Source organism: Paraburkholderia steynii, from assembly GCF_900100565.1.
GTDB classification, from domain to species: domain Bacteria; phylum Pseudomonadota; class Gammaproteobacteria; order Burkholderiales; family Burkholderiaceae; genus Paraburkholderia; species Paraburkholderia terrae.
Window position 1 is genome coordinate 87,999 of sequence record NZ_FNDI01000023.1, and the last position, 23,009, is coordinate 111,007.

The following is a 23,009-nucleotide window of genomic DNA, read 5'->3' on the forward strand; positions in this document are numbered from 1 at the left end:
CCCAACGTCGCCGAACTCGCCGCTTACAAGACAAAGCTCAAGGCGCTGCGCGGCCTGCCCGCGAACGTGAAGGCCGCGCTCGAATGGATTCCCGCCGCCGCCCACCCGATGGACGTGATGCGCACAGGCGTCTCCGTGCTGGGCACCGTGCTGCCCGAAAAAGACGATCACAACCTGCCGGGCGCGCGCGATATCGCCGACAAGCTGATGGCCTCGCTCGGCTCGATGCTGCTGTACTGGTACCACTACTCGCACAACGGCAAGCGGATCGAAGTCGAAACCGACGACGATTCGATCGGTGGCCACTTCCTGCATCTGCTGCATGGCGTGGAGCCGCCGAAATCATGGGTCGATGCGATGCATGTGTCGCTGAACCTCTACGCGGAGCATGAATTCAACGCGTCGACGTTCACGGGCCGCGTGATCGCGGGCACGGGCTCGGACATGTATTCGGCCATCACGGGCGCGATCGGCGCGCTGCGCGGCCCGAAGCACGGCGGCGCGAACGAAGTCGCGTTCGAAATCCAGTCGCGCTACCAGACGCCAGATGAGGCAGAAGCCGACATCCGCCGCCGCGTCGAAAACAAGGAAGTTGTGATCGGCTTCGGACACCCCGTGTACACGATCTCCGATCCGCGCAACAAGGTGATCAAGGAAGTCGCGAAGAAGCTGTCAAAAGAAGCATCGAACATGAAGCTGTTCGATATCGCCGAGCGGCTCGAAGGCGTGATGGCCGACGCGAAGAAGATGTTCCCGAATCTCGACTGGTTCAGCGCGGTGTCGTATCACATGATGGGCGTGCCGACGGCCATGTTCACGCCGCTCTTCGTGATCTCGCGCACGTCCGGCTGGGCCGCGCACATCATCGAGCAGCGCGTCGACAACAAGATCATTCGACCCAGCGCAAATTACACGGGCCCGGACGATCTCGCGTTCGTCCCGCTTTCGAAGCGCGCCTGAGTGAGCAAGTAGACTCCTGGAAGTGCGGTGCGAGAGCCGCAATCCTGTTCGGCCTTGGTTCGGCATACCCGCGAGCCAAGGCTGCTTTTTATGCGCCTTTTAAGTTTGCGCCGCTACACCCGGCGCCCGCTGAAGCGCTACACTTCGCAAGAAACACGTGGACGGCAAGCCGGCCACCACACGGAGCCATGTGTGCCAAAGCCGCGACGCGGCATCGCACGCCGGCTCACGATCAATATCGCATGTGTCCCTACGCCATGAATACTGCACACCGCAAACCGCTGCCCGGCACTTCGCTGGATTACTTCGACACGCGCGCCGCGATCGACGCGATCCAGCCAGGCGCTTATGACAAGCTGCCGTACACGTCGCGCGTACACGCCGAGAACCTCGTGCGCCGCTGCGATCCCGCGACGCTGACCGATTCGCTGCGGCAATTGATCGACCGCAAGCGCGAACTGGATTTTCCGTGGTTTCCGGCGCGCGTCGTGTGTCATGACATTCTCGGGCAAACGGCGCTCGTCGATCTCGCGGGACTGCGCGATGCGATCGCCGATCAGGGCGGCGACCCGGCCAAGGTGAACCCCGTTGTACCCGTTCAGTTGATCGTCGATCACTCGCTCGCTGTCGAGTGTGGCGGCTTCGATCCGGATGCGTTCGCGAAGAACCGCGCGATCGAAGACCGGCGCAACGAAGACCGCTTCGACTTCATCAACTGGACCAAGAAGGCATTCAAGAACGTCGAGGTGATTCCGCCGGGCAACGGCATCATGCACCAGATCAATCTTGAACGGATGTCGCCTGTCATTCAGGCTACCGATGGCGTCGCGTATCCCGATACGCTCGTCGGCACGGACAGTCACACGCCGCACGTCGATGCGCTTGGCGTGATTGCCGTGGGCGTCGGCGGCCTGGAAGCGGAAAACGTGATGTTGGGCCGCGCTTCGTGGATGCGCTTGCCGGATATCGTCGGCGTCGAGCTGTCGGGCAAACGTCAGCCGGGTATCACCGCAACCGATATCGTGCTCGCATTGACGGAATTCCTGCGTAAAGAAAAAGTAGTCGGCGCGTATCTGGAGTTCCGCGGCGAGGGTGCGTCGAGCCTCACGCTCGGCGACCGCGCGACGATCTCCAACATGGCGCCCGAATACGGCGCAACGGCCGCGATGTTCTTCATCGACGAACAGACCATCGACTATCTGCGCCTTACGGGCCGCGACGACGCGCAAGTGAAGCTCGTCGAAACGTATGCGAAAGCGGCTGGTTTGTGGGCCGATTCGCTCAAGAACGCCGAATATGAGCGCGTACTCAGGTTCGATCTGTCGACGGTCGTGCGCAACATGGCGGGTCCGTCGAATCCGCACAAACGCCTGCCGACGTCCGATCTCGCCGAACGCGGCATCGCCGGCAAATGGGAAGACGTGCCGGGACAAATGCCCGATGGCGCTGTCATCATCGCGGCTATCACGAGCTGCACGAACACGAGCAACCCGCGCAACGTTATCGCTGCGGCGTTGATCGCGCGCAATGCGAATGCTCGCGGTTTGACGCGCAAGCCGTGGGTGAAGTCATCGCTGGCGCCGGGATCGAAGGCCGTAGAGTTGTATTTGCAGGAAGCGAACCTGCTGCCCGATCTGGAGAAGCTCGGCTTCGGTATCGTCGCGTTTGCATGTACGACGTGCAACGGCATGTCGGGCGCGCTCGATCCGAAGATCCAGCAGGAGATCATCGATCGCGATCTGTACGCGACGGCCGTGCTGTCGGGCAACCGCAACTTCGATGGCCGTATTCATCCGTATGCGAAGCAGGCGTTTCTCGCGTCGCCACCGCTCGTCGTCGCGTATGCGATTGCGGGGACGATCCGCTTCGATATCGAGCGCGATGTGCTCGGCACCGACAAGGACGGCAAGCCGGTTTATCTGAAGGACATCTGGCCGAGCGATGAAGAGATCGACGAGATCGTCAGGCAGAGCGTGAAGCCGGAGCAGTTCCGCAAGGTCTACGAGCCGATGTTCGCTGTGACGGCCGCAAGCGGCGAACCGATCAGCCCGCTCTACGACTGGCGCGCGCAAAGCACGTACATTCGCCGTCCGCCGTATTGGGAAGGCGCGCTGGCTGGCGAGCGCACGTTGCAAGGCATGCGCCCGCTCGCCGTGCTCGGCGACAACATCACGACGGACCACCTGTCGCCGTCGAACGCGATTCTCGCGAACAGCGCAGCGGGCGAATATCTCACGAAAATGGGCCTGCCCGAAGAGGACTTCAACTCGTATGCGACGCATCGCGGCGATCACCTCACCGCGCAGCGCGCGACGTTCGCCAATCCGACGCTGGCCAATGAAATGGCTGTCGTGGATGGACAGGTGAAGAAGGGATCGCTGGCGCGCATCGAGCCGGAAGGCAAGGTCACGCGCATGTGGGAAGCCATCGAAACCTATATGGACCGCAAGCAGCCGCTCATCATCATCGCGGGCGCGGACTATGGCCAGGGCTCGTCACGCGACTGGGCGGCGAAAGGCGTGCGGCTCGCGGGTGTCGAATCGATCGTGGCGGAAGGCTTCGAGCGCATTCACCGCACGAACCTGATCGGCATGGGTGTGCTGCCGCTCGAGTTCAAGCCGGGCGTGAACCGGCTCGCGCTGGGTATCGACGGGACGGAGACGTATGACGTGATCGGCGAGCGCAAGCCGCGCGCGGATTTGACGCTGGTGATTCATCGCAAGAACGGCGAGCGCGTTGAAGTGCCCGTCACGTGCCGTCTCGATACCGCGGAGGAAGTGTCGATTTACGAAGCGGGCGGCGTGCTGCAGCGCTTTGCGCAAGACTTCCTGGAGTCGTCGAAGGCAGCGGCCTGAGACGGATCGTCATCAGATTCAACAGGATCAAAACACATGGCACACGCACCTCAGATCAAGATTCCCGCCACGTATATGCGCGGCGGCACCAGCAAAGGCGTGTTCTTTCGCCTGAAGGATTTGCCCGAAGCGGCGCAAGTGCCGGGCGCCGCGCGCGACGCGTTGCTGCTGCGCGTGATCGGCAGCCCTGATCCTTATGGCAAGCAGATCGACGGCATGGGCGGCGCGACGTCGAGCACCAGCAAGACGGTGATCGTCGCGAAGAGCAGCAGGCCGGATCATGATGTGGATTATCTGTTCGGGCAGGTGTCGATCGATAAGCCGTTTGTCGACTGGAGTGGTAATTGCGGGAATCTGTCGGCGGCGGTGGGACCGTTTGCGATTACGGGTGGACTTGTCGATCCTGAACGTGTGCCGGATAACGGCGTTGCTGTCGTGCGGATCTGGCAGGCGAACATTGGCAAGACGATCATTGCGCATGTGCCTGTTTCTAATGGCTCCGTGCAGGAGACAGGGGACTTCGAGCTCGATGGCGTGACTTTTCCTGCTGCGGAAGTGCGGCTCGAGTTTCTGGACCCTGCTGCAGAGGAAGAAGGTGCGGAAGGTGCGATGTTCCCGACGGGTAATGTCGTCGATGATCTGGAGGTGCCTGGCGTCGGCACGCTCAAGGCGACGATGATCAATGCTGGTATTCCGACGATTTTCGTTAATGCCGATGCTATCGGCTACACGGGTACAGAACTGCAGGACGCGATCAATAGCGATGACGCGGCGCTGAAGAAGTTCGAGACCATTCGTGCGCATGGGGCGCTGCGGATGGGGCTGATCAAGAGTCTCGATGAAATCGCGACGCGGCAGCATACGCCTAAGGTGGCGTTTGTGGCCCGGCCTTCGGGTTATGTCGCTTCGAGCGGCAAGGCTGTTGCTGCTGATGATGTTGATCTGCTCGTGCGCGCTATGTCGATGGGGAAGCTTCATCACGCGATGATGGGGACAGCGGCTGTTGCTATTGGCACGGCAGCGGCTATTCCTGGCACGCTGGTGAATCTTGCCGCTGGCGGTGGCGAGCGCGAAGCTGTGCGCTTCGGGCATCCTTCGGGGACTTTGCGGGTCGGTGCGCTGGCTACTCTCGAGGACGGCGAGTGGGCCGTTAAGAAGGCCGTTATGAGCCGGAGTGCGCGGGTTTTGATGGAAGGGTGGGTTCGGGTGCCTGGGTGATTTGTCTGCGACGCTAAGCCGGGGTATTCGTTGGCATTCGGGTTTGCTACTACGCTGGCATCCGCGATTTGTTATCGTCCTTCATGCGTCGCCGGTGTGTTTGCCTTTGCGCTGGCATCCGCATTTTGCCTTCGCGGTTCGGGCGTTGCCGGTTGGTGTGTTTGCCTTTTCGCTGGCATCCGCGGTTTGTTAGCGTGCTTCACGCGTCGCCCCTGTGCGGGGCGGCACCTACTTTTCTTTGCCGCCGCAAAGAAAAGTAGGCAAAAGAAAGCGGCTCACACCGCCAGTTCTTGTGTTTGCCTGAGGGCCGTCAAAGGTTCTTACGCTTCACACGGCAATCACGTGACTCATGTTAGTTGCCAACGCTTTGAATGAACGCCTCACCCACTTCACACACCCGTACACGTGTTAGCGGCAGCGAATGGTATGTGCCGCCCAGGTGGCAAACTGTGTGTAGGTTGTCGCGGCGTATAGGGTAGCGCTCTCACAGGGTGGCACGCGTGCGCTATTGGTCCGGAGTGATGCGTGTGTGGTACTACGGCCTACACACAGTTTGCCACCTGGGCGGCGGTGGACTATCTGGCACGGCATGCCGGATTGTGGGTGCGTGAAGCGGGTGAGGCGCACTGCAAGTGCGTTGGCAACGAACGCGAACAGGAAGGTTGCCGTGTGAAGTGAGGGACCGGTTGGGGGCCCTCAGGCAGGAACAAAGATTGGCGGTGTTAGCCGCTTTCTTTTGCCTACTTTTCTTTGCGGCGGCAAAGAAAAGTAGGTGCCGCCCCGCACAGGGGCGACGCTTGAAGCACGAAGGCAAAGCGCGGATGCAAGCGCAAAGGCAAAACAACCAAACCGCTTGAACGGCAAACACCGTAACGCGGATGCCAGCGCAAGGGCAAACACACCGGCCGCCGCTAACGCGCTAACCCTTCACTTCCCCCACCGCAACACCAACGGATCAAGCCTCCGCGCAATATCAATCAGCTCAGCCCGCGTATCGGCATGCATCGCCGGCAGCGGATGCCGCGGGGCCTCACATGCAATCACGCCACCCTCTTTCATCAGCGCCTTCGCCGCGAGCAGCCCCGTCTGACGGTTCTCATGATTGATCAGCGGCAACCAGCGCTGATACTGCGCAAACGCTTCATCACGTTTGCCTTCGCGGAACGCTTCGAGAATCGGGCGAATACCGTCGGGATAGCCGCCGCCCGTCATCGAACCCGTCGCGCCAGCGTTGAGATCCGCAAACAGCGTGATCGCTTCTTCACCGTCCCACGGGCCTTCCACGGCGTCGCCGCCCAAACGGATCAACTCGCGCAGCTTCGCAGCCGCGCCGGGCGTCTCGATCTTGAAGTACGACACCTGTTCAAGCTCACGCGCCATCCGCGCAAGAAATGCCGCCGACAACACCGTGCCGCTCGCGGGCGCGTCCTGAATCATGATGGGAATGTCGATGCCGTCCGACAGCCGCGCGTAGAACTCATAGATCTGCGTCTCGGGCACGCGGAAGGTCGCGCCGTGATACGGCGGCATCACCATCACCATCGATGCGCCCTGCTCCTGCGCGCGGCGGCTGCGCTCGACGCACACGGCGCTGCTGTAATGGCTCGTCGTCACGATGACGGGTACGCGGCCCGCAACATGTTCGAGCATCACGCGCGTGAGCGTCTCGCGCTCGTCGTCGGAGAGCGCGAACTGCTCGGAGAAGTTCGCGAGAATGCACAGGCCGTCCGAGCCCGCGTCGATCATGAAATCGACGACGCGCTTCTGGCTCTCCAGATCGAGCGCGCCCGTTTCGGTGAAGGTAGTCGGCACCACAGGGAAGATGCCGCGATAACGTGGAGTGCGTTGTGAGGTCATGACTTGGGCTCCGCTATAAATGTTTTGAACGGGTCACATGCGCATCAGCGCGCATGCGCCTTCGGTTCGGGCAACGATGCCCGCACGACGAACGTAATCACGACGGCGAACAGCAGCGTCGCGGACAGGAAGTACAGGCCGGACGCGAGGCTGCCCGTCGCATCCTTGATCAGACCGATGCCGTAGGGCCCGACGTAGCCGCCCAGATTCGCGAGCGAATTGATCGTCGCGATGCCGACAGCCGCGCGCGCACCCGACAGAAACTGACCGGGCAACGCCCACACTACTGCCTGAATCGAATACAGCGAGAACGCCGTCAGGCAGATAAACAGGAATTGCAGCGCGGGCGTGTGCGTCCATGCGCTCAACGCCATCGTAATCGCCGCAACGCCGGACACAACGACGATATGCCAGTACCGTTCACGCTTGCGATCCGAATGACGCGGCACGACACACAGTCCCACCACCGCGAACAGATACGGCACGGCGGACAGCAGGCCTGTCACGGCATCGGTGACGCCGAAAGCCTTGATAATCGTCGGCAGCCACAACGACAACCCGTAGATGCTCAACGGAAACGGCAGGAACAGCAGCGCGAGCAGCAGCACGCGTTTGTCCTTCAGCGCCGCAAGCGGATTGCCGTGCGACTGCAGTCCATACGACGCGCTATCGGCGGCGAGTTCGCGTTCGATCCACGCGCGGTCCGACGCCGCAAGCCACTTCGCATTCGCGGGCGACTCGGGCAGCACGCGCAAGGTCGGCACGCACAGCAGCACGGCGGGCAGGCCGCTCAGCACGAACAGCGTCTGCCAGTTCGACAGGCCGAACACGCCATGCGTCGACAGCACGAAGCCCGCGACGGGTCCCGTCAGAATCCCCGCAAGCGGTTGCGCGAGCACCAGCAAGCCAATGATGCGCGCGCGATGCCGCATCGGAAACCACTTCGTGAGGAAGTACAGAATACCCGGGTACAGGCCCGCTTCCGCCGCGCCGAGCAGAAAGCGCAACACGTAGAAGCTCGTCGGACCGCTGACGAGCGACATCAGCATCGTGATGACGCCCCACGTGAACAGAATCCGCGCGAACCATACGCGTGCGCCGAAGCGTTCGAGCGCGAGGTTGCTCGGCACTTCGCACAGAAAATACCCGATGAAGAACAGCCCCGCGCCGAGGCCATAGGACGCGTCGCTAATGCCGACGGCCGCGTTCATGTGCAGCTTCGCGAAGCCAACCACGGAGCGGTCGATGTACGCGACGACGTAAATCAGCGCGAGAAACGGAATCAGCCGGCGTATCAGCAGATTCATGATCCGCTGTTCGTCGGCGAGCGCCGCGCCCGTTCCCGCATCGACTGCGGGCGCGGCCTGCTGCGCGCTGGCGTAGGGTGTAGTCATTGCTATGTCTCCTGTCGACCAGAGTTGGAGCTTCAGCTCCTTACTCTGGTCCCATGCAAAGCTGTCGACCAGAGTTGGAGCTTTAGCTCCTTACTCTGGTCCCATGCAAAGCTTCGACCAGAGTTGGAGCTTCAGCTCCTTACTCTGGTCCCATGCAAAGCTATGTCGTTATGTACTGCGTTGACGGCTTGCCTGCTCAACCAGCCGTTCGCTCATGCCGCCCCGCGAACCGTCGATGCACGCCAAGCGGATTCGCATCGCGCAACGCCTCGGGCAACAGCGCGGCAGGCAGGTTCTGATAGCAAACAGGCCGCATGTAACGCTCGATCGCCGCCGTACCGACGGACGTGCTGCGCCCATCGGATGTCGCGGGGAACGGGCCGCCATGCACCATCGCGTCACAGACTTCAACGCCCGTCGGAAAGCCGTTCGCGAGAATGCGGCCCGCTTTGCGTTCGAGAATCGGCAGCAGCGCTTGTGCGGCGGGTTGATCGGCGTCGTCGAGATGCAGCGTGATCGTCAGTTGCCCTTCGATACGATTCAACACCGTGCGCAACTCATCAGCGTCGGCGCATTCGACCAGCACGCTGCACGGACCAAACACTTCGTCGGCCAGCGTGTGATCCGCGATCAGACTCTTCGCACTCACGCGGAACAACACCGCTTGCGCGCGCCGGCTGCCCGCTTCGGGCGCCTTGCCGCGCGCCAGCGTCGTCACAGCGGGATTCGCTGCGAACCGTTCGATGCCTGCCTCGTAAGCGCGCAGAATGCCGCCCGTGAGCATCACGCCCGCCTGCACACCATCAACGCTCTGCGCGGCGGTTGCAGCGAAAAGCTCGAAGCCTTCGCCTGCGATGCCGAGCATCAAGCCCGGATTCGTACAGAACTGCCCACAACCCAGCGTCACCGATGCAACGAAATCGCGCGCCAGCGTCTCGGCGCGCGAGGTCAGCGCTGCGGGCATCAGCAGATTCGGGTTCACGCTGCTCATTTCCGCGTAGACGGGGATCGGCTCCGCGCGCGCGTTGGCAATCGCCATCAGCGCGCGTCCGCCTGCACGCGAACCCGTGAAGCCCACGGCCTTGATCGACGGGTGCGCGACGAGCGCCGCGCCGACTTCATGGCCCGCGTCGAACAGCATTGAGAACACGCCTTCAGGCAGTTCCGCATGACGCACGGCGTCCTGAATCGTGCGGCCCACGAGTTCCGACGTGCCTGGATGCGCCGGATGCGCCTTCACGACGACAGGGCAACCCGCCGCCAGCGCCGCCGCCGTATCGCCACCCGCGACCGAAAACGCGAGCGGAAAATTGCTCGCGCCGAACACGGCAACGGGACCCACGCCGATACGCTGAAAGCGCAGATCGGTGCGCGGCGGTTGGCGTTCGGGCAACGCGGGTTCGATGCGCGCATCGAGCGCGTCGCCGCTGCGCACGAGCGTTGCGAACATGCGCAACTGGTTCGCCGTGCGCGCGCGCTCGCCTTCGAGACGCGCTTTCGGCAAGCCCGATTCGCTCATCGCGCGTTCGATCAGCGCATCGCCGAGTGCTTCGATGCGCGTAGCGATGTCATCGAGAAAACGCGCGCGGCGTTCGGCGGGCAGCGTACGGTAGGCGTCGAATGCGCTTTCGGCCAACGCGCAGGCTTCGTCGACATCGCCTGATTTCGCGCTGTAGTAAGTCGGCGCTTGCAGCGCTTGTTCCGTTGCGGCATCGACGGCATGAAACCCGGCGCCTTGTCCGCGCCGCGCGTTTGCGCCAATCAGCAGTTCACCTGTCAGGTTCATTCGCTCTCTCCTCAATGTGAATGGCGTGGCACGTCTGCGCCCCGGCAACCGACGAGGAAGTCCAGATCGCAACCCTCGTCCGCCTGCAATACGTGATCGATATACAGCCGCTGATAGCCGCCGCCGGCGGGCATCTCGGGCGGCGTGTGGCTTTCGAGTCGGCGCGCCAGTTCTTCGTCGCTGATATCGACACGCAATGTGCCCGCATCGCAATTCAGTTCGATCCAGTCGCCGTCCTGCACGGCGGCGAGCGGGCCGCCATCTGCCGCTTCCGGCGTTACGTGCAACACGACCGTGCCGTATGCCGTGCCGCTCATCCGTGCATCAGAAATGCGCACCATGTCCTTCACGCCCTGACGCAACAGCTTCGGCGGCAAACCCATGTTGCCGACTTCGGCCATGCCCGGATAACCCTTCGGTCCGCAGTTCTTCATCACGAGCACGGAGTTCGCGTCGACGTCGAGCGTTTCATCGACGATGCGCGCCTTGTAATGCTCGAAGTTCTCGAACACGACTGCACGGCCGCGATGCTTGAGCAATTCAGGCGTCGCCGCCGAAGGCTTCAACACCGCGCCGCGCGGCGCGAGATTGCCGCGCAGCACGCGGATGCCGCCGTCTTTCACGAGCGGCTTGTCGAGCGGACGGATCACTTCGTCGTTGTAGATGGGCGCATCCATCACGTTGTGCCATAACGCCTTACCGTTCACCGTCAGCGCGCCCGGATGAGGCAGCAGATCCGCTTCACCGAGTCGACGCAGCACAGCAGGCAGGCCGCCCGCGTAATAGAACTCTTCCATCAGGAAGCGGCCCGACGGCATCAGGTCGACGATGGTCGGCGTATTGCGGCCGATCCGCACCCAGTCGTCCAGATCGAGCTGCACGCCGATACGCCCTGCAATTGCCTTCAGATGAATCACAGCATTGGTCGAGCCGCCAATCGCCGCATTCACGCGGATCGCGTTCAGGAAGGCTTCGCGCGTGAGAATCTTCGACAGCGTCAGCCCTTCATGCGCCATCTCGACGATGCGTATGCCCGACATGTGCGCGAGCACATAGCGGCGCGCGTCGACAGCGGGAATCGCCGCGTTGTGCGGCAGCGACGTGCCGAGCGCTTCGGCCATGCACGCCATCGTCGATGCCGTGCCCATCGTGTTGCAGGTGCCCGCCGAGCGCGACATGCCCGCTTCCGCCGACAGGAACTTGTGCAGATCGATCTCGCCCGCCTTCAGCGATTCGTGCAACTGCCACACGGCCGTGCCCGAACCGATGTCCTTGCCGTCGAGCTTGCCGTTCAGCATCGGCCCGCCCGTGACGACGATCGCGGGCACGTCGCAACTTGCCGCGCCCATCAGCAGCGCAGGCGTGGTCTTGTCGCAGCCAGTGAGCAGCACGACGGCGTCGATGGGATTGCCGCGAATCGCTTCTTCGACATCCATCGCCGCGAGATTGCGCGTGAGCATCGCGGTGGGACGCAGATTCGATTCGCCACTGGAAAACACGGGGAATTCGACAGGGAAGCCACCCGCTTCGTAGATGCCGCGCTTCACGTGCTCGGCGATCTTGCGGAAGTGCGCGTTGCACGGCGTGAGTTCCGACCACGTGTTGCAGATGCCGATGACGGGCCGGCCATCGAATTCGTGATCGGGGATGCCCTGATTCTTCATCCAGCTTCGATACATGAAGCCGTTCTTGTCGGCCGTGCCGAACCATTGGGTCGAGCGCAGCTTCGTTTTCTTATCCGACATGCTGACTTCCTGAAGACAAGTGCTGATGTGTGCGCAACCGTTTGAGAAGGGACGAATGGTGGTTGCGGATCATGGGGAAAAAGAGAAGTCTACGAAGCGGTCTGATATCTTTCTAATGAAAATTGGCACCGAACTGATATCGCTTTAATTATTGGTATTAACCCTTATGCTCGATTCGAACCCCTGGTATGTCCGTACGCGGCTGAAGACGCGGCAACTGCTGCTGCTCGTCGCGCTCGACGAGGAAGGCAATATCCACCGCGCCGCCGACGCGCTGAGCATGTCGCAGCCCGCTGCGTCGAAGCTGCTGCGCGAACTGGAAGAAATGCTGGACGCACCGCTGTTCGAGCGGATGCCGCGCGGCATGCGGCCTACGCTCTACGGCGAGGTAATGATTCGCCACGCGCGTTCCGTGGTCGGCAGTCTCGATCAGGCGCGCGAGGAAGTGCTCGCGCTGAAGTCCGGGCAACTTGGACGCGTGGCCGTCGGCACGATCACGTCGCCCGCCGTCAGCCTGCTGCCCGCCGCGATTGCGCAGGTCAAGCAGCATCATCCTGGCTTGAGCGTGAGCGTCGAGATCGACAGCAGCAACGTGCTGCTCGAAAGCCTCGCGCAGGACAAGCTCGACCTCGTGATCGGCCGGCTGTCCGTCGAACATGACAAGCTGCATCTGCGCTACGAGCCTCTCGCTGAAGAACAGGCGCTCGCCGTCGCCCGTTCGGGTCATCCGTTGCTGGCGGCGCAATCGCTGACGCTGGCGGATGTCGTCGACGCGTCGTGGGTCGTGCCGCCCGCGCAAAGCGTGCTGCGCCATCGCTTCGAGCTGATGTTCCAGCGTCAAAGCCTCGCGCCGCCGTCCAACGTGGTCGAAAGCGCGGAACTGCTGTTCGTCACGAGCCTGCTGTCGCAAAGCGACATGCTCGCCGTGCTCGCCGCAGAGGTCGCGCATTACTACGCGGCGCACGGCCTGCTGTCGATCCTGCCGCTCGACATGCCTCTGCGGATGGACGACTTCGGCATCATCACGCGCACCGGGCAGTTGCTGTCGCCCGCTTCGACGCAAGTGGTGCGCGCGTTGAAGCAGGTGGCGGGCGAGCTTTACGGCGCGATTACGTGACGCTCAATAAGTGGCGCGGCCGCCGGACAAGTCGAACAGCGCGCTGCGCAACCGCATAGCCGATGCCTTGCGCGCCGCCCGTGACGACGGCAGCGCACTGCGTGAAATCGTACTGGTTCATCAGCGCGCTCCTCTTATGCAGCAACTGTGCGCTGCTGCTGCTCACCGAGTCCTTCGATGCCGAGGCGCATCGTCTGTCCCACGCGCAGATAGACGGGCTCGGGCTTGTGCCCCATGCCGACGCCCGGCGGCGTGCCCGTCGAGATCACGTCGCCTGGTTGCAGGCTCATGAAGCGGCTCAGGTACGAGACGATCTGCGCGACGTTGAAGATCATCGTGCTCGTGTTGCCGTTCTGATAACGCTTGCCGTCCACTTCGAGCCAGAGGGCGAGGCGCTGCGGGTCGGGGATTTCGTCGGCCGTGACGAGCCACGGGCCGATCGGGCCGAATGTGTCGCAGCCCTTGCCCTTGTCCCAGGTGCCGCCGCGCTCGATCTGATATTCGCGTTCGGAGACATCGTTGACGACGCAATAGCCCGCGACGTGGCTGAGCGCATCGGCTTCGTCGATATACGTGCCGCCCTTGCCGATCACGACGCCCAGCTCGACTTCCCAGTCGGTCTTTTGCGAGCCGCGCGGAATGCGCACGTCGTCATTGGGACCGACGACCGCCGACGTCCACTTGCCGAACACGACAGGCTCGCTCGGTACGGGCAGATTCGATTCCGCGGCGTGGTCCGCGTAGTTCAGCCCGATGCAGATGAACTTGCCGATGCGACCCACGCAGGCGCCGATGCGCGCTTGAGCGGAAACGATGGGAAGCGACTCGATATCGACCTGGCGCAGGCGTTCCAGCGCTTCGGGCAACAGCGTCGAGCCCGCCACATCGTCGATCACGCTGGACAGATCGCGTATCGCACCATGGCGGTCGAGAATGCCGGGCTTTTCGTGACCTGGTGCGCCATATCGCAGCAATTTCATGTGATTCCTCGTTTCCAGTTGACTGAGCTACATTGCGTCTGCCGCACAATGTAGGGAAACGGGACGGGGTTGAATAATGAAAGCTGCTGCGCGGGCGATAACTTCTGGTTATCCTGGGGACGACCACTCAGAAAAATACACGCAGGCTCTTCTGCTCCACTTCAGGCCTTGTGAGTAGACAGCAAAATGCTGGTCTCGCTATTCGCAATCCCGTCGATCATGCGAATCGCCCCCAGCACGCGATCGAAATTCTCCAGCGAATCGGCATGCAGTTCGGCGATCAGATCCCAGCGCCCGTTAGTGCTGTGAATCGTCGCTACGTTCGGATGCCCGCGTAACACCTTGATCACTTCGGCGGCGCGATTGCCATGCACGGCAATCGACATCAGCGCACGGATCCGATGCTTCTCCGCCGCCTGCTTGAGACGCACCGTATAGCCCACGATCACGCCATTCTTTTCCAGCCGCGCCAGCCGGTTTTGTACCGTTGCGCGCGCGACTCTTAGCTCCTTCGCGAGCGTGACGACAGAGGCGCGAGCGTCGTCGCGCAACAGGGCGATGAGCTGGCGATCGACGTCGTCGAGATTGATCATGACAGTACCTTTGGTGCGTTGAGCAGGCTTCGAGCATAAGGCTGCTACGCCATGTGCAATACCTGCAATTGAACAGAATGCCAGCCCAATCTATCAGAATGCCGGAAACATAAGCAATTTTGGCAAGTTTGCCATCTTTCTGTTGGCTTCACGGGCGGAAATAATGTCTCTATCGGGCGGCGTATCCAGGCCGCAAGACCATCACCGGAGACAACACCATGACCCGCTTCCTCGACGTTCCCGCCACCAGCCGCCTCGTTGCGAGCGTCGGCGTGCCGCGCTTTATCGACGAACTCATCAGCACCTTGCGTGCCGACTTTCTTCGATGGGCGGAGTTCGACAAATCGCCGCGCGTCGCGTGCCATTCGCGCGACGGTGTGATCGAGTTGATGCCCGTCGCCGATGCGAAGCTGTTCGCCTTCAAGTACGTCAACGGCCACCCCGTCAATGCGCAACGCGGCATTCACACGGTGATGGCATTCGGTGCGCTCGCCGATGTCGATACGGGTTACCCTTTGCTGCTTGCCGAACTCACGCTGACCACCGCGCTGCGCACGGCGGCGACCTCGGTGCTCGCGGCCAAAGCGCTCGCGCGTCCCGAATCGAAGACGATGGCGCTGATCGGCAACGGTGCGCAAAGCGAATTCCAGGCGATCGCCTTTCACACGCAACTCGGCATCGACGAAATCCGCGTGTTCGATGTCGATTCGCACGCAACCGACAAGCTCGTTCGCAATCTGTCCGCCTGGCCTGCGCTGCGGGTCGTGCGCGCAGCATCGACGGCCGAGGCCGTGCGCGGCGCCGATATCGTCACGACCGTAACCGCCGACAAGGCCTACGCGACGATTCTCATGCCGGACATGATCGAGCCCGGCATGCATCTGAACGCGGTGGGCGGCGATTGCCCCGGCAAGACCGAACTGCATGCCGACGTGCTGTGCATGGGCCGCGTGGTGGTCGAGTACGAACCGCAAACGCGTATCGAAGGCGATATCCAGCAGATGCCCGCCGACTTTCCCGTCGTAGAACTCTGGCGCGTGCTGAAGGGCGAAGCCGCAGGCCGGGAAAGCGCATCGCAGGTCACGATCTTCGATTCCGTCGGCTTCGCGCTCGAAGACTATTCCGCGCTGCGGTACCTGTACGCGCTCGCGATGCAGCACGGCGCTGGCACAGAGATTTCTCTGATTCCTCCCGCCGCAGATCCGAAGAACCTCTTTGCATTGATCGGCACCCAGAACGCGCCTGCGCCGCAGCATGCCGAGATCGAACTGGCGCATTGAATCACCATCGTTTCATTGCTCAACTGTCTTCTGCGTGCACACATGAACCGCTTGTCGATACAGGCCCCGTCGGCCGTCGTAATGGTACGGCCGCATCGCTTCACACCCAATCCCGAAACCGCCGGGGACAACGCCTTTCAACGCGCGCCCGCCGGGCATGACGATACCGATGCGCACGCTCTAGCCGACACCGCGCGCGACGAAGTGACGGCCGCCGCGCAACGCCTGTCCGACGCGGGTGTCCGCGTGCATGTCTTCGATGACCCAGGGGACAACAGCACGCCCGACTCCGTCTTCCCCAACAACTGGTTCTCGACGCATCCGGGCGGCCATGTCGCGCTATATCCGATGTACAGCCGCAACCGCCGACGCGAGCGACGCGCGGATGTGATCGAGATGCTCAAGGCGGAGTATCGGGTGCAGGATGTCGTCGACTATTCGGGCCTTGAGCACGACGATATTTTCCTGGAAGGCACGGGCGCGATGGTGCTCGATCACGTGACGCGCATCGCGTACACGGCGCGCTCGCGACGCGCGGACCCCGTCGCGCTCGAACGCTTCTGCACGCATTTCAACTTCGAGCCGATGTGCTTCGATACGGCCGATTCCAATGGGCAACCGGTCTATCACACGAACGTGATGATGAGCGTCGCGACGGACTTCGCGCTCGTTGGCTTCGACGTGATCCGCGATACAACCCGGCGCGAGCACATTCATCGGCGGCTCGCGGAAACGGGACGCACGGTGATCGCGCTCGACAATGAGCAGCTTGGTCATTTCGCTGGCAACGCGCTGGAACTGACGGGCCGCGACGGCCGCGTGCTCGCGCTCTCGCGGCGTGCGCTCGGCTGTCTCACACAGCGGCAGCGCAGGCTGATCGAGCGGTCCGCGCAGCTGTTGCCGCTCGACGTGCCGACTATCGAACTGGCGGGTGGCTCCGTGCGTTGCATGCTCGCCGGTATTCACCTGGCGCGTCGCGGCTGAAGTTCGCTTAAAAACTGGCACCTTTCGAACGAGTCTTCGATCACCTGGCTTACCGACCCAACCGCTCCCGAAGAAATCCGATGAAGTGCTGTGTTTTCGCGGGCAACAGACGGGTTTCCGTGATTGCATAGACTGGCGTGGCGGTGCCTTCCCATTCGGGCATGATGTGGCGCAGCTTCCCGCTGGCCAGTTCATCTGCGACGATTTCTTCGGGCAGCAGCACGATGCCCATATCGAGCGTCGCCAGCCGCCGGATCATGCCGACGCTGTTGAGCGTACACCGTCCTCCCACAGACACCGTGACGCTCCGTCTTCCGTTGTTCAATGTCCATGCACCCGCTCTCAGGATGCCCAGGCATTCGTGTCGTTCCAGATCGACGGGCTTGCGCGGCTCGCCAGCCTGTTTGAGATAACCCGTCGATGCGTATAGCCTGGGCCGAAGCGACGCCAACGGCCGCGCGATGAGCTGCGAATCCGCAGGCTCGCCCATACGAATCGCTACGTCGAAGGGTTCGCTGACCAGATCGACTTGCCGTGGCGTCAAGTCGAAGTCGAAGGTGATGCCGGGGTAGAGCCGGGCGAATTCGGCGATCAATGGCGCGAGGTACGTCACGGCGAAGTCGACTGGCAACGACGCGCGAAGCACGCCCCTGGGGTTCGCAAGCATGTCGCCGAGTTGCTCGTGTGCGAGGCGTGCTTCGTCGACGATACGTTTGCAGCGCTCGAAATAGAGCTGCCCGGCTTCCGTCAGCTCGATCCTGCGTGTGGTCCGGTGCAGAAGACGCAATCCGATCGCCTTTTCCAGCGTCGCGATGCGCCTGGACAACGTCGAGTTCGGCATATCCAGCACCTGCGCAGCGTGACGAAAGCCTTTGGCTTTGACGACCTCGACGAACAGCGCCATGTCATTGAGTAGCTCCACTTCCACTGCTCCATCAATGGATCAATGTTCTGCAAATTACCATATTTATCCCGAGGATGAAGCGGGCGATGATCTCTACTCATGACGAGTGCAATGCCCGGTTCATGGCTGCGCCGGCAGCGCTCGTCGCTCGAACGGACATGCAAGTCGCGCGTCAGTGACCTGCAGTCAGCCGTCTTTCATTCAAGACAATCAAGGATTACGTGATGAACTCATTGTTCGATTCCGTCCGCGTCGGTCGACACGTGCTGCGCAACCGCCTGGTCATGGCGCCGATGACACGTTCGCGCGCGCAGTTCGACGGAACGCCGGGCGAACTGGCCGCCGAGTATTACGCTCAGCGCGCAGACATCGGGCTGATCGTCACCGAGGGCACCCAGCCCTCGGACGATGGACAGGGGTACCTGACGACGCCCGGCATTTATACGGATGCACATGTCGCTGGCTGGAAAAAGGTGACGTCGGCCGTCCATGCAAAAGGCGGACATCTCTTCATCCAGCTCATGCATGCCGGGCGCATGTCGCATCCCGACAATACGCCGCATCATCGTCAGGGCGTCGCGCCTTCCGCGATCTCGCCGGGCACGGGCATGTTCACGCCCACGGGCATGCAGGAGATACCCGCACCGCGCGCGCTGAGCACGAACGAAATCCGTCAGACCGTCCAGGATTTCCGACACGCCGCGCGCCGTGCGATCGAGGCCGGCGCCGATGGCGTCGAAATCCATGGCGCGAACGCTTATCTGGTTCAGCAGTTCTTCGCGCCGAGTGCAAATATGCGTACCGACGACTACGGCGGCTCGATTGAAAATCGCGCCCGCTTTGCCATCGAAGTCGCCACGGCGATCGCCAGTGAAATCGGCGCGGAGCGCACGGCCATCCGACTGTCGCCCGGAACGACGATGTGGGGCATCGACGAAGGCGCCGAGGGCCCGGATCTGTACCGCTTCCTGGTTGCCGAACTCGACAAGCTGGGGTTGGCTTACGTTCACATCATGCATCAGGGCAACGAGGTGTTGCTCTCCGACATCCGCAAGTTATGGACGCGGGCTCTCATCGTGAACCGGCCCGGCCGTCCGCTTGAACGGGTCGGGAGCGATCTGGCTTCAGGGCTGGCCGATCTGGAGTCATACGGCCAGATGGTGTTGGCGAATCCCGATTTCGTTGCACGGTTGACGGCTAATTCAACGATGAATGAAGCGAACCGGACGACGTTCTTCGGTGGCGACGCGCGCGGATACACGGATTATCCGCACTTGCACGACGCTGCCGGTGCCTGACGTTACCCGCTGTGTCGAAGCCGTCGAACGCTGACGGGTCAGTCACTTCGGCCGTCGCCGGGATATTGCTTCGTCGGGGGCCTGTCCAACACGCGCTACGGCACGGTAACGTTTGGCGCTTCGGCGCGAAGCTGCTGGATGCACCCGGGTTGATTGACTGAAGCGCCATGCGTCGGTGCAACAGCGGGAAAAACGGTAATGCCTTCCCGCTTTGCATCCGCGACACGTCGAACAACGTAAAAAGGGAATTGAATCCGCGTGTACGACCGTCCAGGAGATCCGATGCCCTCGCGACCATTACCCGGCGGCGGGCTACTGGATGCGCATCGCGCTGATACACTACATGCACGAAGGCGTACCGTGTACAGCCAGCCCGGGTGGAACATGTCCTCAAGGCAACCGAAGGAAATGCGTGACGCGACGCGTACGCCCACGTCTTCGGACACCTCCGGGCGCGACGATCTGGATCGCATACTGTCGGCTGTTGCGTTGCGCGACCGGGCTGCGTTTGAAACGCTCTATCGTCGTACATCGCCAAAGATATTCGCCATTTGCATCAAGGTACTGCGTGACCGGTCCGAAGCCGAGGACACGCTTCAGGACGTGTACGTCACGGCCTGGAACCAGGCGGCCACGTTCAATCCACAGTTGTCCAGCGCTCTCACGTGGCTCGGGACGATCGCGCGCAATCGCGCAATCGATCGCATCAGGCGCCGCCGCACGGTGTCGCTCGACGAAACTACTGTCGAAGAGATCGTCGACGAATCACCCACTCCCGCCGCCCTTGCTCAACTCAGTCAGGAACGCCAGCGGCTCGAGTTGTGTCTGCAAGCTCTCCCCGACATCCAGAGAAACGCGATCAGGGAGGCATTCTTCACGGGTTCGTCGTACGCCGAACTGGCCGCGCGAATGAGTGTCCCGCTGGGTACCATGAAAAGCTGGATCCGCCGCAGTCTGATGCAGCTGAAGACGTGTCTTGAACAATGAATACGCCCGCCTCTTCCGACGAAAAAGACCTTCGCTGCGCGGAGTACGTGCTAGGCGTGCTCAGCGACGAGGAGCGCCGCGAAATCGAGCTCGCGATGCAGCAGGAAGCGGGCATGGCCGAATCGCTAGCGCGTTGGCAAGCGCGCCTGATGCCTTTGAACGAAGACGTGGCGGAGGTGACGCCGCCTTCACACGTGTGGGACCGTTTGCAAGCGCAGTTGGGCTGGACACAGACGGGGCGCCGCGCGCGTCTATGGAACAGCCTGTCGTTCTGGCGCTGGACGGGATTGACGTCGGTGGTCGCAGCTTGCGCGCTCGCAGTTGTCCTGACACGCACCGTGTTGCACGAAGCCGAGGCCCCGCCCGCAGGCGCGCAATATCTGGTTGCGACGCTCGAACGGCAAGGTGCGGGCGCAGCCTGGACGGCAACGGTGGATGCGCAACATGCACAGATCGTCGTCGTTCCGCCTCGCGACTTCGCGATTGCCGCCAACCATTCCACGCAGATGTGGATGATTCTGCCCGGCTCGAAACCCGTCTCCCTGGGCGTCATCGATCCGCAGCGCCCGACGATCGTACACGTCGCGCAGGCACAGCTTCAGCAACTCGGCGCACAGACCACGCTTGCGGTGTCCCTTGAACCGCAAGGGGGATCGCCAACCGGGCAACCCACCGGGCCCGTACTTGCAGCGGGGCGCGTCGAGGGAATCTGAAAGTTCGAACGCGGGTGATACCGGCAGCATTCGCTTAAACCCTACAATAAGCTTGCGAACCAGTCTGGGTGGACGTAGAGTAACCGCTCGACAAACCAGCACATGAGGTGGCGGATGTTCAAGTTCCTGGCGTTATGCGTGGCAATGGGCCTTTCCGGCACGGCGTTCGCTAAAGCCGATTGCCCGGTGTATCCGAAGAGCGAGTGGATGAAGGAATCGGATGCACGCGCGCAGCTCGAAGCGCAAGGCTACAAGATCAAGAAGTTCAAGGTCGACGGCAACTGCTACGAAATTTACGGCCACAACAAAGAGGGCAAGAAGGTCGAGATCTACTACGACACCAAGACGCTTGCCGTCGTGAAGTCCGAGATCGACTGACGCCCGGCGCGCGCGATGCCCGTCAAAACCTGGGACATAGGCGTGCGGTTCACACACTGGACCGTCGCCGGCATCGTCGTGTGGAATCTGTTCGGGCCGACTGACCAGGCGCATCGAGTACTTGGTTATATCGCTGCCGGCCTGGTTGCCTGTCGCTTCGTGTGGGGGTTTATCGGCACGCCCTATGCACGATTCTCCGCCTGGTGGCCGACGCCTGCGCATCTGAAAGACTACGTGTACTCGTTGGCCGCCGGCAAGCCGCTGCATCATCTGTCGCACAATCCGCTCGGCGGCCTGATGGCAATCGCACTCTGGCTGCTGATTCTGGCACTGGCGCTAAGCGGCTGGCTGATGCGCCTCGACGCGTTCTGGGGCGAAGACTGGCCGCATGACCTTCACACGGTTCTCTCGATCGCGCTGCAAGTCTGCGTGTGCGTACACATCTTCGCGGCCATCATCATGAGCATCTGGACACGCGACAATCTGATCGGCTCGATGCTGACCGGCTTCAAACGCGATCCCGCCGACAAGCGCAGGCCGAATGCCCGTCCTTAGAACATCTTGCGAAGACCGACTGCCACGCCCAACTGGTTGGTTCGGCCAATGGTATTGGTCGGCACACCGGCGGAATTGACTCCGCCCGGATAGTCGGCGGCGAAGGCGCCCGTGCCGCGCGCCCAGTCCGTGATCGCGTAGATTTCCGACTGCCTCGAAAAAGAGTATTCGGCGAGAATCGTAGCCGACTGGTTCACCCCCGTACCGAGCGAACCGTCGAGCCGTTCAGCATTGCGCGCGTGTCCGTAGTAGTAGGCGAACGTGAACAGCAGTGGCGCAGTGGCTTTCCAGTTCGCACCGACGTAAAAGGTATCGTCGATGCGGTTGGGGCTGGCACCCTTCAAGGTCGGCGAGCCCGCTTGTTGCATGTTGACGTCGGTCAATCCTGTCTGATCCTGGCCGTGAAGCCAGCCGGCCAGCAGACGGACATCGTGCGTGACCTGCCACGCGCCGCTGATATGCAGGAAGTTCGTCTTGCCACCATTGATTGCACTGCCGACACTGGTGCCGACCGCAGAGCCCGTCGCAGAGGTTGGTACCGAAACCTGCTGGAAGCCTGCGTTGAGCATGGCTGGTCCATATGTATACGTCAGTTCCACGGCGTAGATGGCGCCGAGACCGAGCGCGCCTGGCTGGTTGCCGAAGCCATAAAGCGCATCGATGGCCAGGTTATAGAACGTGCCTTTGTACTTGACCGCGTTGTTGATTTCCAGGTAATTGCCGATGCCGTTATAGGGCCAACTGTTTTGCCAATAGTTGCCGACGGTCAATGGATCGAAGATATCGCCCAGGGTGTCGTAAGCGGGCGCGTATTGCCTGCCAAAAGTGAGTGCGCCCCACTGCTCGTTCGACAGGCCCACGTAAGCCTGTCGACTGAACAATGTGCCGGGAACGTGTAGTGTCCCATTGAAGGCTTCGAAGCCGTTTTCGAGGTGGAAGACTGCGGACCATCCGCCGCCCAGATTCTCGCTGCCTTTCAAGCCCCACCGGCTGTGGGTTTCCGGACCCGAGGTCATGGCGACCTGGTCATCGCCGCCCGGGCCGGCGTTCGTCTGATAGCGGATGGCTTCATCGACGATGCCGTATAGCGTGACCGAGCTTTGTGCGAAAGCCAGCGGAGTCGCGGCAGCGAAAAGTGCGCCAATGGCACTGGAGATAACGATCTTTTTCATCAGCGATCCACAGTAATTAGTGAGCCAGCTGGATCAATTTCGTGAACAGGAGCATAGCCCGTCAATTCGTTGCAGCAAAGCGAACTGCCAAAGAGGTGTTGTTTATTTGCCGTGTTGCACGGATGCGTGTGAATGGTCTGGCGATTGATTATGTCGACGCGGCGTTACCTCTTATTGCTGATGCAAGAGAGCTTTCTTTGGAAATCGTTTTGAGTGGTTGTCGATCGACATGC

20 protein-coding genes are annotated in these 23,009 nt (G+C 61.8%); 11 read left to right on the forward strand and 9 right to left on the reverse strand.

What is annotated here, in order from left to right; genetic code table 11:
- The 3 genes from prpC to prpF form a co-directional block, all read left to right on the forward strand.
- Positions 1–960, forward strand: a 960-nt coding sequence (prpC, locus tag BLT65_RS32640) for a bifunctional 2-methylcitrate synthase/citrate synthase (RefSeq protein WP_167306592.1), incomplete at its 5' end; no start/stop codon positions are given.
- Between the two features lie 257 nt (positions 961–1,217).
- On the forward strand, positions 1,218–3,815 hold the full coding sequence (gene acnD / locus BLT65_RS32645) for a Fe/S-dependent 2-methylisocitrate dehydratase AcnD (protein ID WP_091786111.1): 2,598 nt from the start codon (positions 1,218–1,220) through the stop codon (positions 3,813–3,815).
- Positions 3,816–3,851: 36 nt separating this feature from the next.
- On the forward strand, positions 3,852–5,033 hold the full coding sequence (gene prpF, locus BLT65_RS32650) for a 2-methylaconitate cis-trans isomerase PrpF (protein ID WP_091785906.1): 1,182 nt from the start codon (positions 3,852–3,854) through the stop codon (positions 5,031–5,033).
- 927 nt (positions 5,034–5,960) lie between these two features.
- Here the strand turns inward: prpF and BLT65_RS32655 are convergent.
- The 4 genes from BLT65_RS32655 to BLT65_RS32670 form a co-directional block, all read right to left on the reverse strand.
- A complete protein-coding gene (locus BLT65_RS32655) occupies positions 5,961–6,890 on the reverse strand; it encodes a dihydrodipicolinate synthase family protein (RefSeq protein ID WP_042306762.1) in 930 nt (309 codons plus the stop codon).
- 44 nt (positions 6,891–6,934) lie between these two features.
- Positions 6,935–8,284: an MFS transporter gene (locus tag BLT65_RS32660; RefSeq protein WP_091785909.1), complete on the reverse strand. Its 1,350-nt coding sequence runs from the start codon at positions 8,282–8,284 to the stop codon at positions 6,935–6,937.
- 196 nt (positions 8,285–8,480) lie between these two features.
- Complete coding sequence (locus BLT65_RS32665) at positions 8,481–10,070, reverse strand: aldehyde dehydrogenase (NADP(+)) (RefSeq protein ID WP_091785912.1); 1,590 nt, start codon at positions 10,068–10,070, stop codon at positions 8,481–8,483.
- Positions 10,071–10,081: 11 nt separating this feature from the next.
- Positions 10,082–11,815, reverse strand: coding sequence for an IlvD/Edd family dehydratase (locus BLT65_RS32670; protein WP_091785915.1), 1,734 nt, complete (start codon positions 11,813–11,815; stop codon positions 10,082–10,084).
- Between the two features lie 166 nt (positions 11,816–11,981).
- Here BLT65_RS32670 and BLT65_RS32675 point away from each other — a divergent pair, with 166 nt between their 5' ends.
- A complete protein-coding gene (locus BLT65_RS32675) occupies positions 11,982–12,932 on the forward strand; it encodes a LysR family transcriptional regulator (RefSeq protein WP_007589404.1) in 951 nt (316 codons plus the stop codon).
- Here the strand turns inward: BLT65_RS32675 and BLT65_RS32680 are convergent.
- The 3 genes from BLT65_RS32680 to BLT65_RS32690 form a co-directional block, all read right to left on the reverse strand.
- Entirely contained in the window at positions 12,925–13,053 is a 129-nt protein-coding gene (locus tag BLT65_RS32680; RefSeq protein WP_091785918.1) for a short-chain dehydrogenase, read from the reverse strand. The genes BLT65_RS32675 and BLT65_RS32680 overlap by 8 nt on opposite strands.
- 13 nt (positions 13,054–13,066) lie before the next feature.
- Positions 13,067–13,912 (reverse strand): ureidoglycolate lyase, encoded by an 846-nt coding sequence (locus BLT65_RS32685; RefSeq protein ID WP_091785921.1) that lies wholly within the window; start codon positions 13,910–13,912, stop codon positions 13,067–13,069.
- A gap of 161 nt (positions 13,913–14,073) precedes the next feature.
- The gene (locus BLT65_RS32690) at positions 14,074–14,505 is read right to left on the reverse strand and encodes an Lrp/AsnC family transcriptional regulator (RefSeq protein ID WP_007584877.1); all 432 of its coding nucleotides are present in this window, start codon (positions 14,503–14,505) and stop codon (positions 14,074–14,076) included.
- A 218-nt stretch (positions 14,506–14,723) separates the two neighbouring features.
- Here BLT65_RS32690 and BLT65_RS32695 point away from each other — a divergent pair, with 218 nt between their 5' ends.
- Both BLT65_RS32695 and ctlX read left to right on the forward strand, forming a co-directional pair.
- A complete protein-coding gene (locus tag BLT65_RS32695) occupies positions 14,724–15,785 on the forward strand; it encodes an ornithine cyclodeaminase (protein ID WP_091785924.1) in 1,062 nt (353 codons plus the stop codon).
- Positions 15,786–15,827: 42 nt separating this feature from the next.
- On the forward strand, positions 15,828–16,769 hold the full coding sequence (ctlX, locus tag BLT65_RS32700; RefSeq protein ID WP_091785928.1) for a citrulline utilization hydrolase CtlX: 942 nt from the start codon (positions 15,828–15,830) through the stop codon (positions 16,767–16,769).
- A 49-nt stretch (positions 16,770–16,818) separates the two neighbouring features.
- On the opposite strand, the gene BLT65_RS32705 is transcribed toward ctlX, so the two are convergent.
- Positions 16,819–17,691, reverse strand: a complete 873-nt coding sequence (locus BLT65_RS32705; protein ID WP_091785931.1) for a LysR family transcriptional regulator — start codon at positions 17,689–17,691, stop codon at positions 16,819–16,821.
- A 206-nt stretch (positions 17,692–17,897) separates the two neighbouring features.
- Between BLT65_RS32705 and BLT65_RS32710 the strand changes: the two genes are divergently transcribed.
- From BLT65_RS32710 to BLT65_RS32730, 5 genes are all read left to right on the forward strand, one after another.
- Positions 17,898–18,971, forward strand: a complete 1,074-nt coding sequence (locus BLT65_RS32710) for an alkene reductase (protein WP_091785934.1) — start codon at positions 17,898–17,900, stop codon at positions 18,969–18,971.
- A 384-nt stretch (positions 18,972–19,355) separates the two neighbouring features.
- Positions 19,356–19,958: a sigma-70 family RNA polymerase sigma factor gene (locus BLT65_RS32715; RefSeq protein WP_244186822.1), complete on the forward strand. Its 603-nt coding sequence runs from the start codon at positions 19,356–19,358 to the stop codon at positions 19,956–19,958.
- The gene (locus tag BLT65_RS32720) at positions 19,955–20,671 is read left to right on the forward strand and encodes an anti-sigma factor (protein WP_091785940.1); all 717 of its coding nucleotides are present in this window, start codon (positions 19,955–19,957) and stop codon (positions 20,669–20,671) included. The genes BLT65_RS32715 and BLT65_RS32720 overlap by 4 nt, the downstream gene beginning before the upstream one ends.
- A gap of 114 nt (positions 20,672–20,785) precedes the next feature.
- The gene (locus tag BLT65_RS32725) at positions 20,786–21,049 is read left to right on the forward strand and encodes a PepSY domain-containing protein (protein WP_042306730.1); all 264 of its coding nucleotides are present in this window, start codon (positions 20,786–20,788) and stop codon (positions 21,047–21,049) included.
- A gap of 15 nt (positions 21,050–21,064) precedes the next feature.
- Positions 21,065–21,604, forward strand: coding sequence for a cytochrome b/b6 domain-containing protein (locus BLT65_RS32730; protein WP_042306728.1), 540 nt, complete (start codon positions 21,065–21,067; stop codon positions 21,602–21,604).
- Here BLT65_RS32730 and BLT65_RS32735 read toward each other — a convergent pair.
- Positions 21,601–22,776, reverse strand: a complete 1,176-nt coding sequence (locus BLT65_RS32735) for a porin (RefSeq protein WP_091785943.1) — start codon at positions 22,774–22,776, stop codon at positions 21,601–21,603. The genes BLT65_RS32730 and BLT65_RS32735 overlap by 4 nt on opposite strands.
- Positions 22,777–23,009 lie beyond the last annotated feature (233 nt).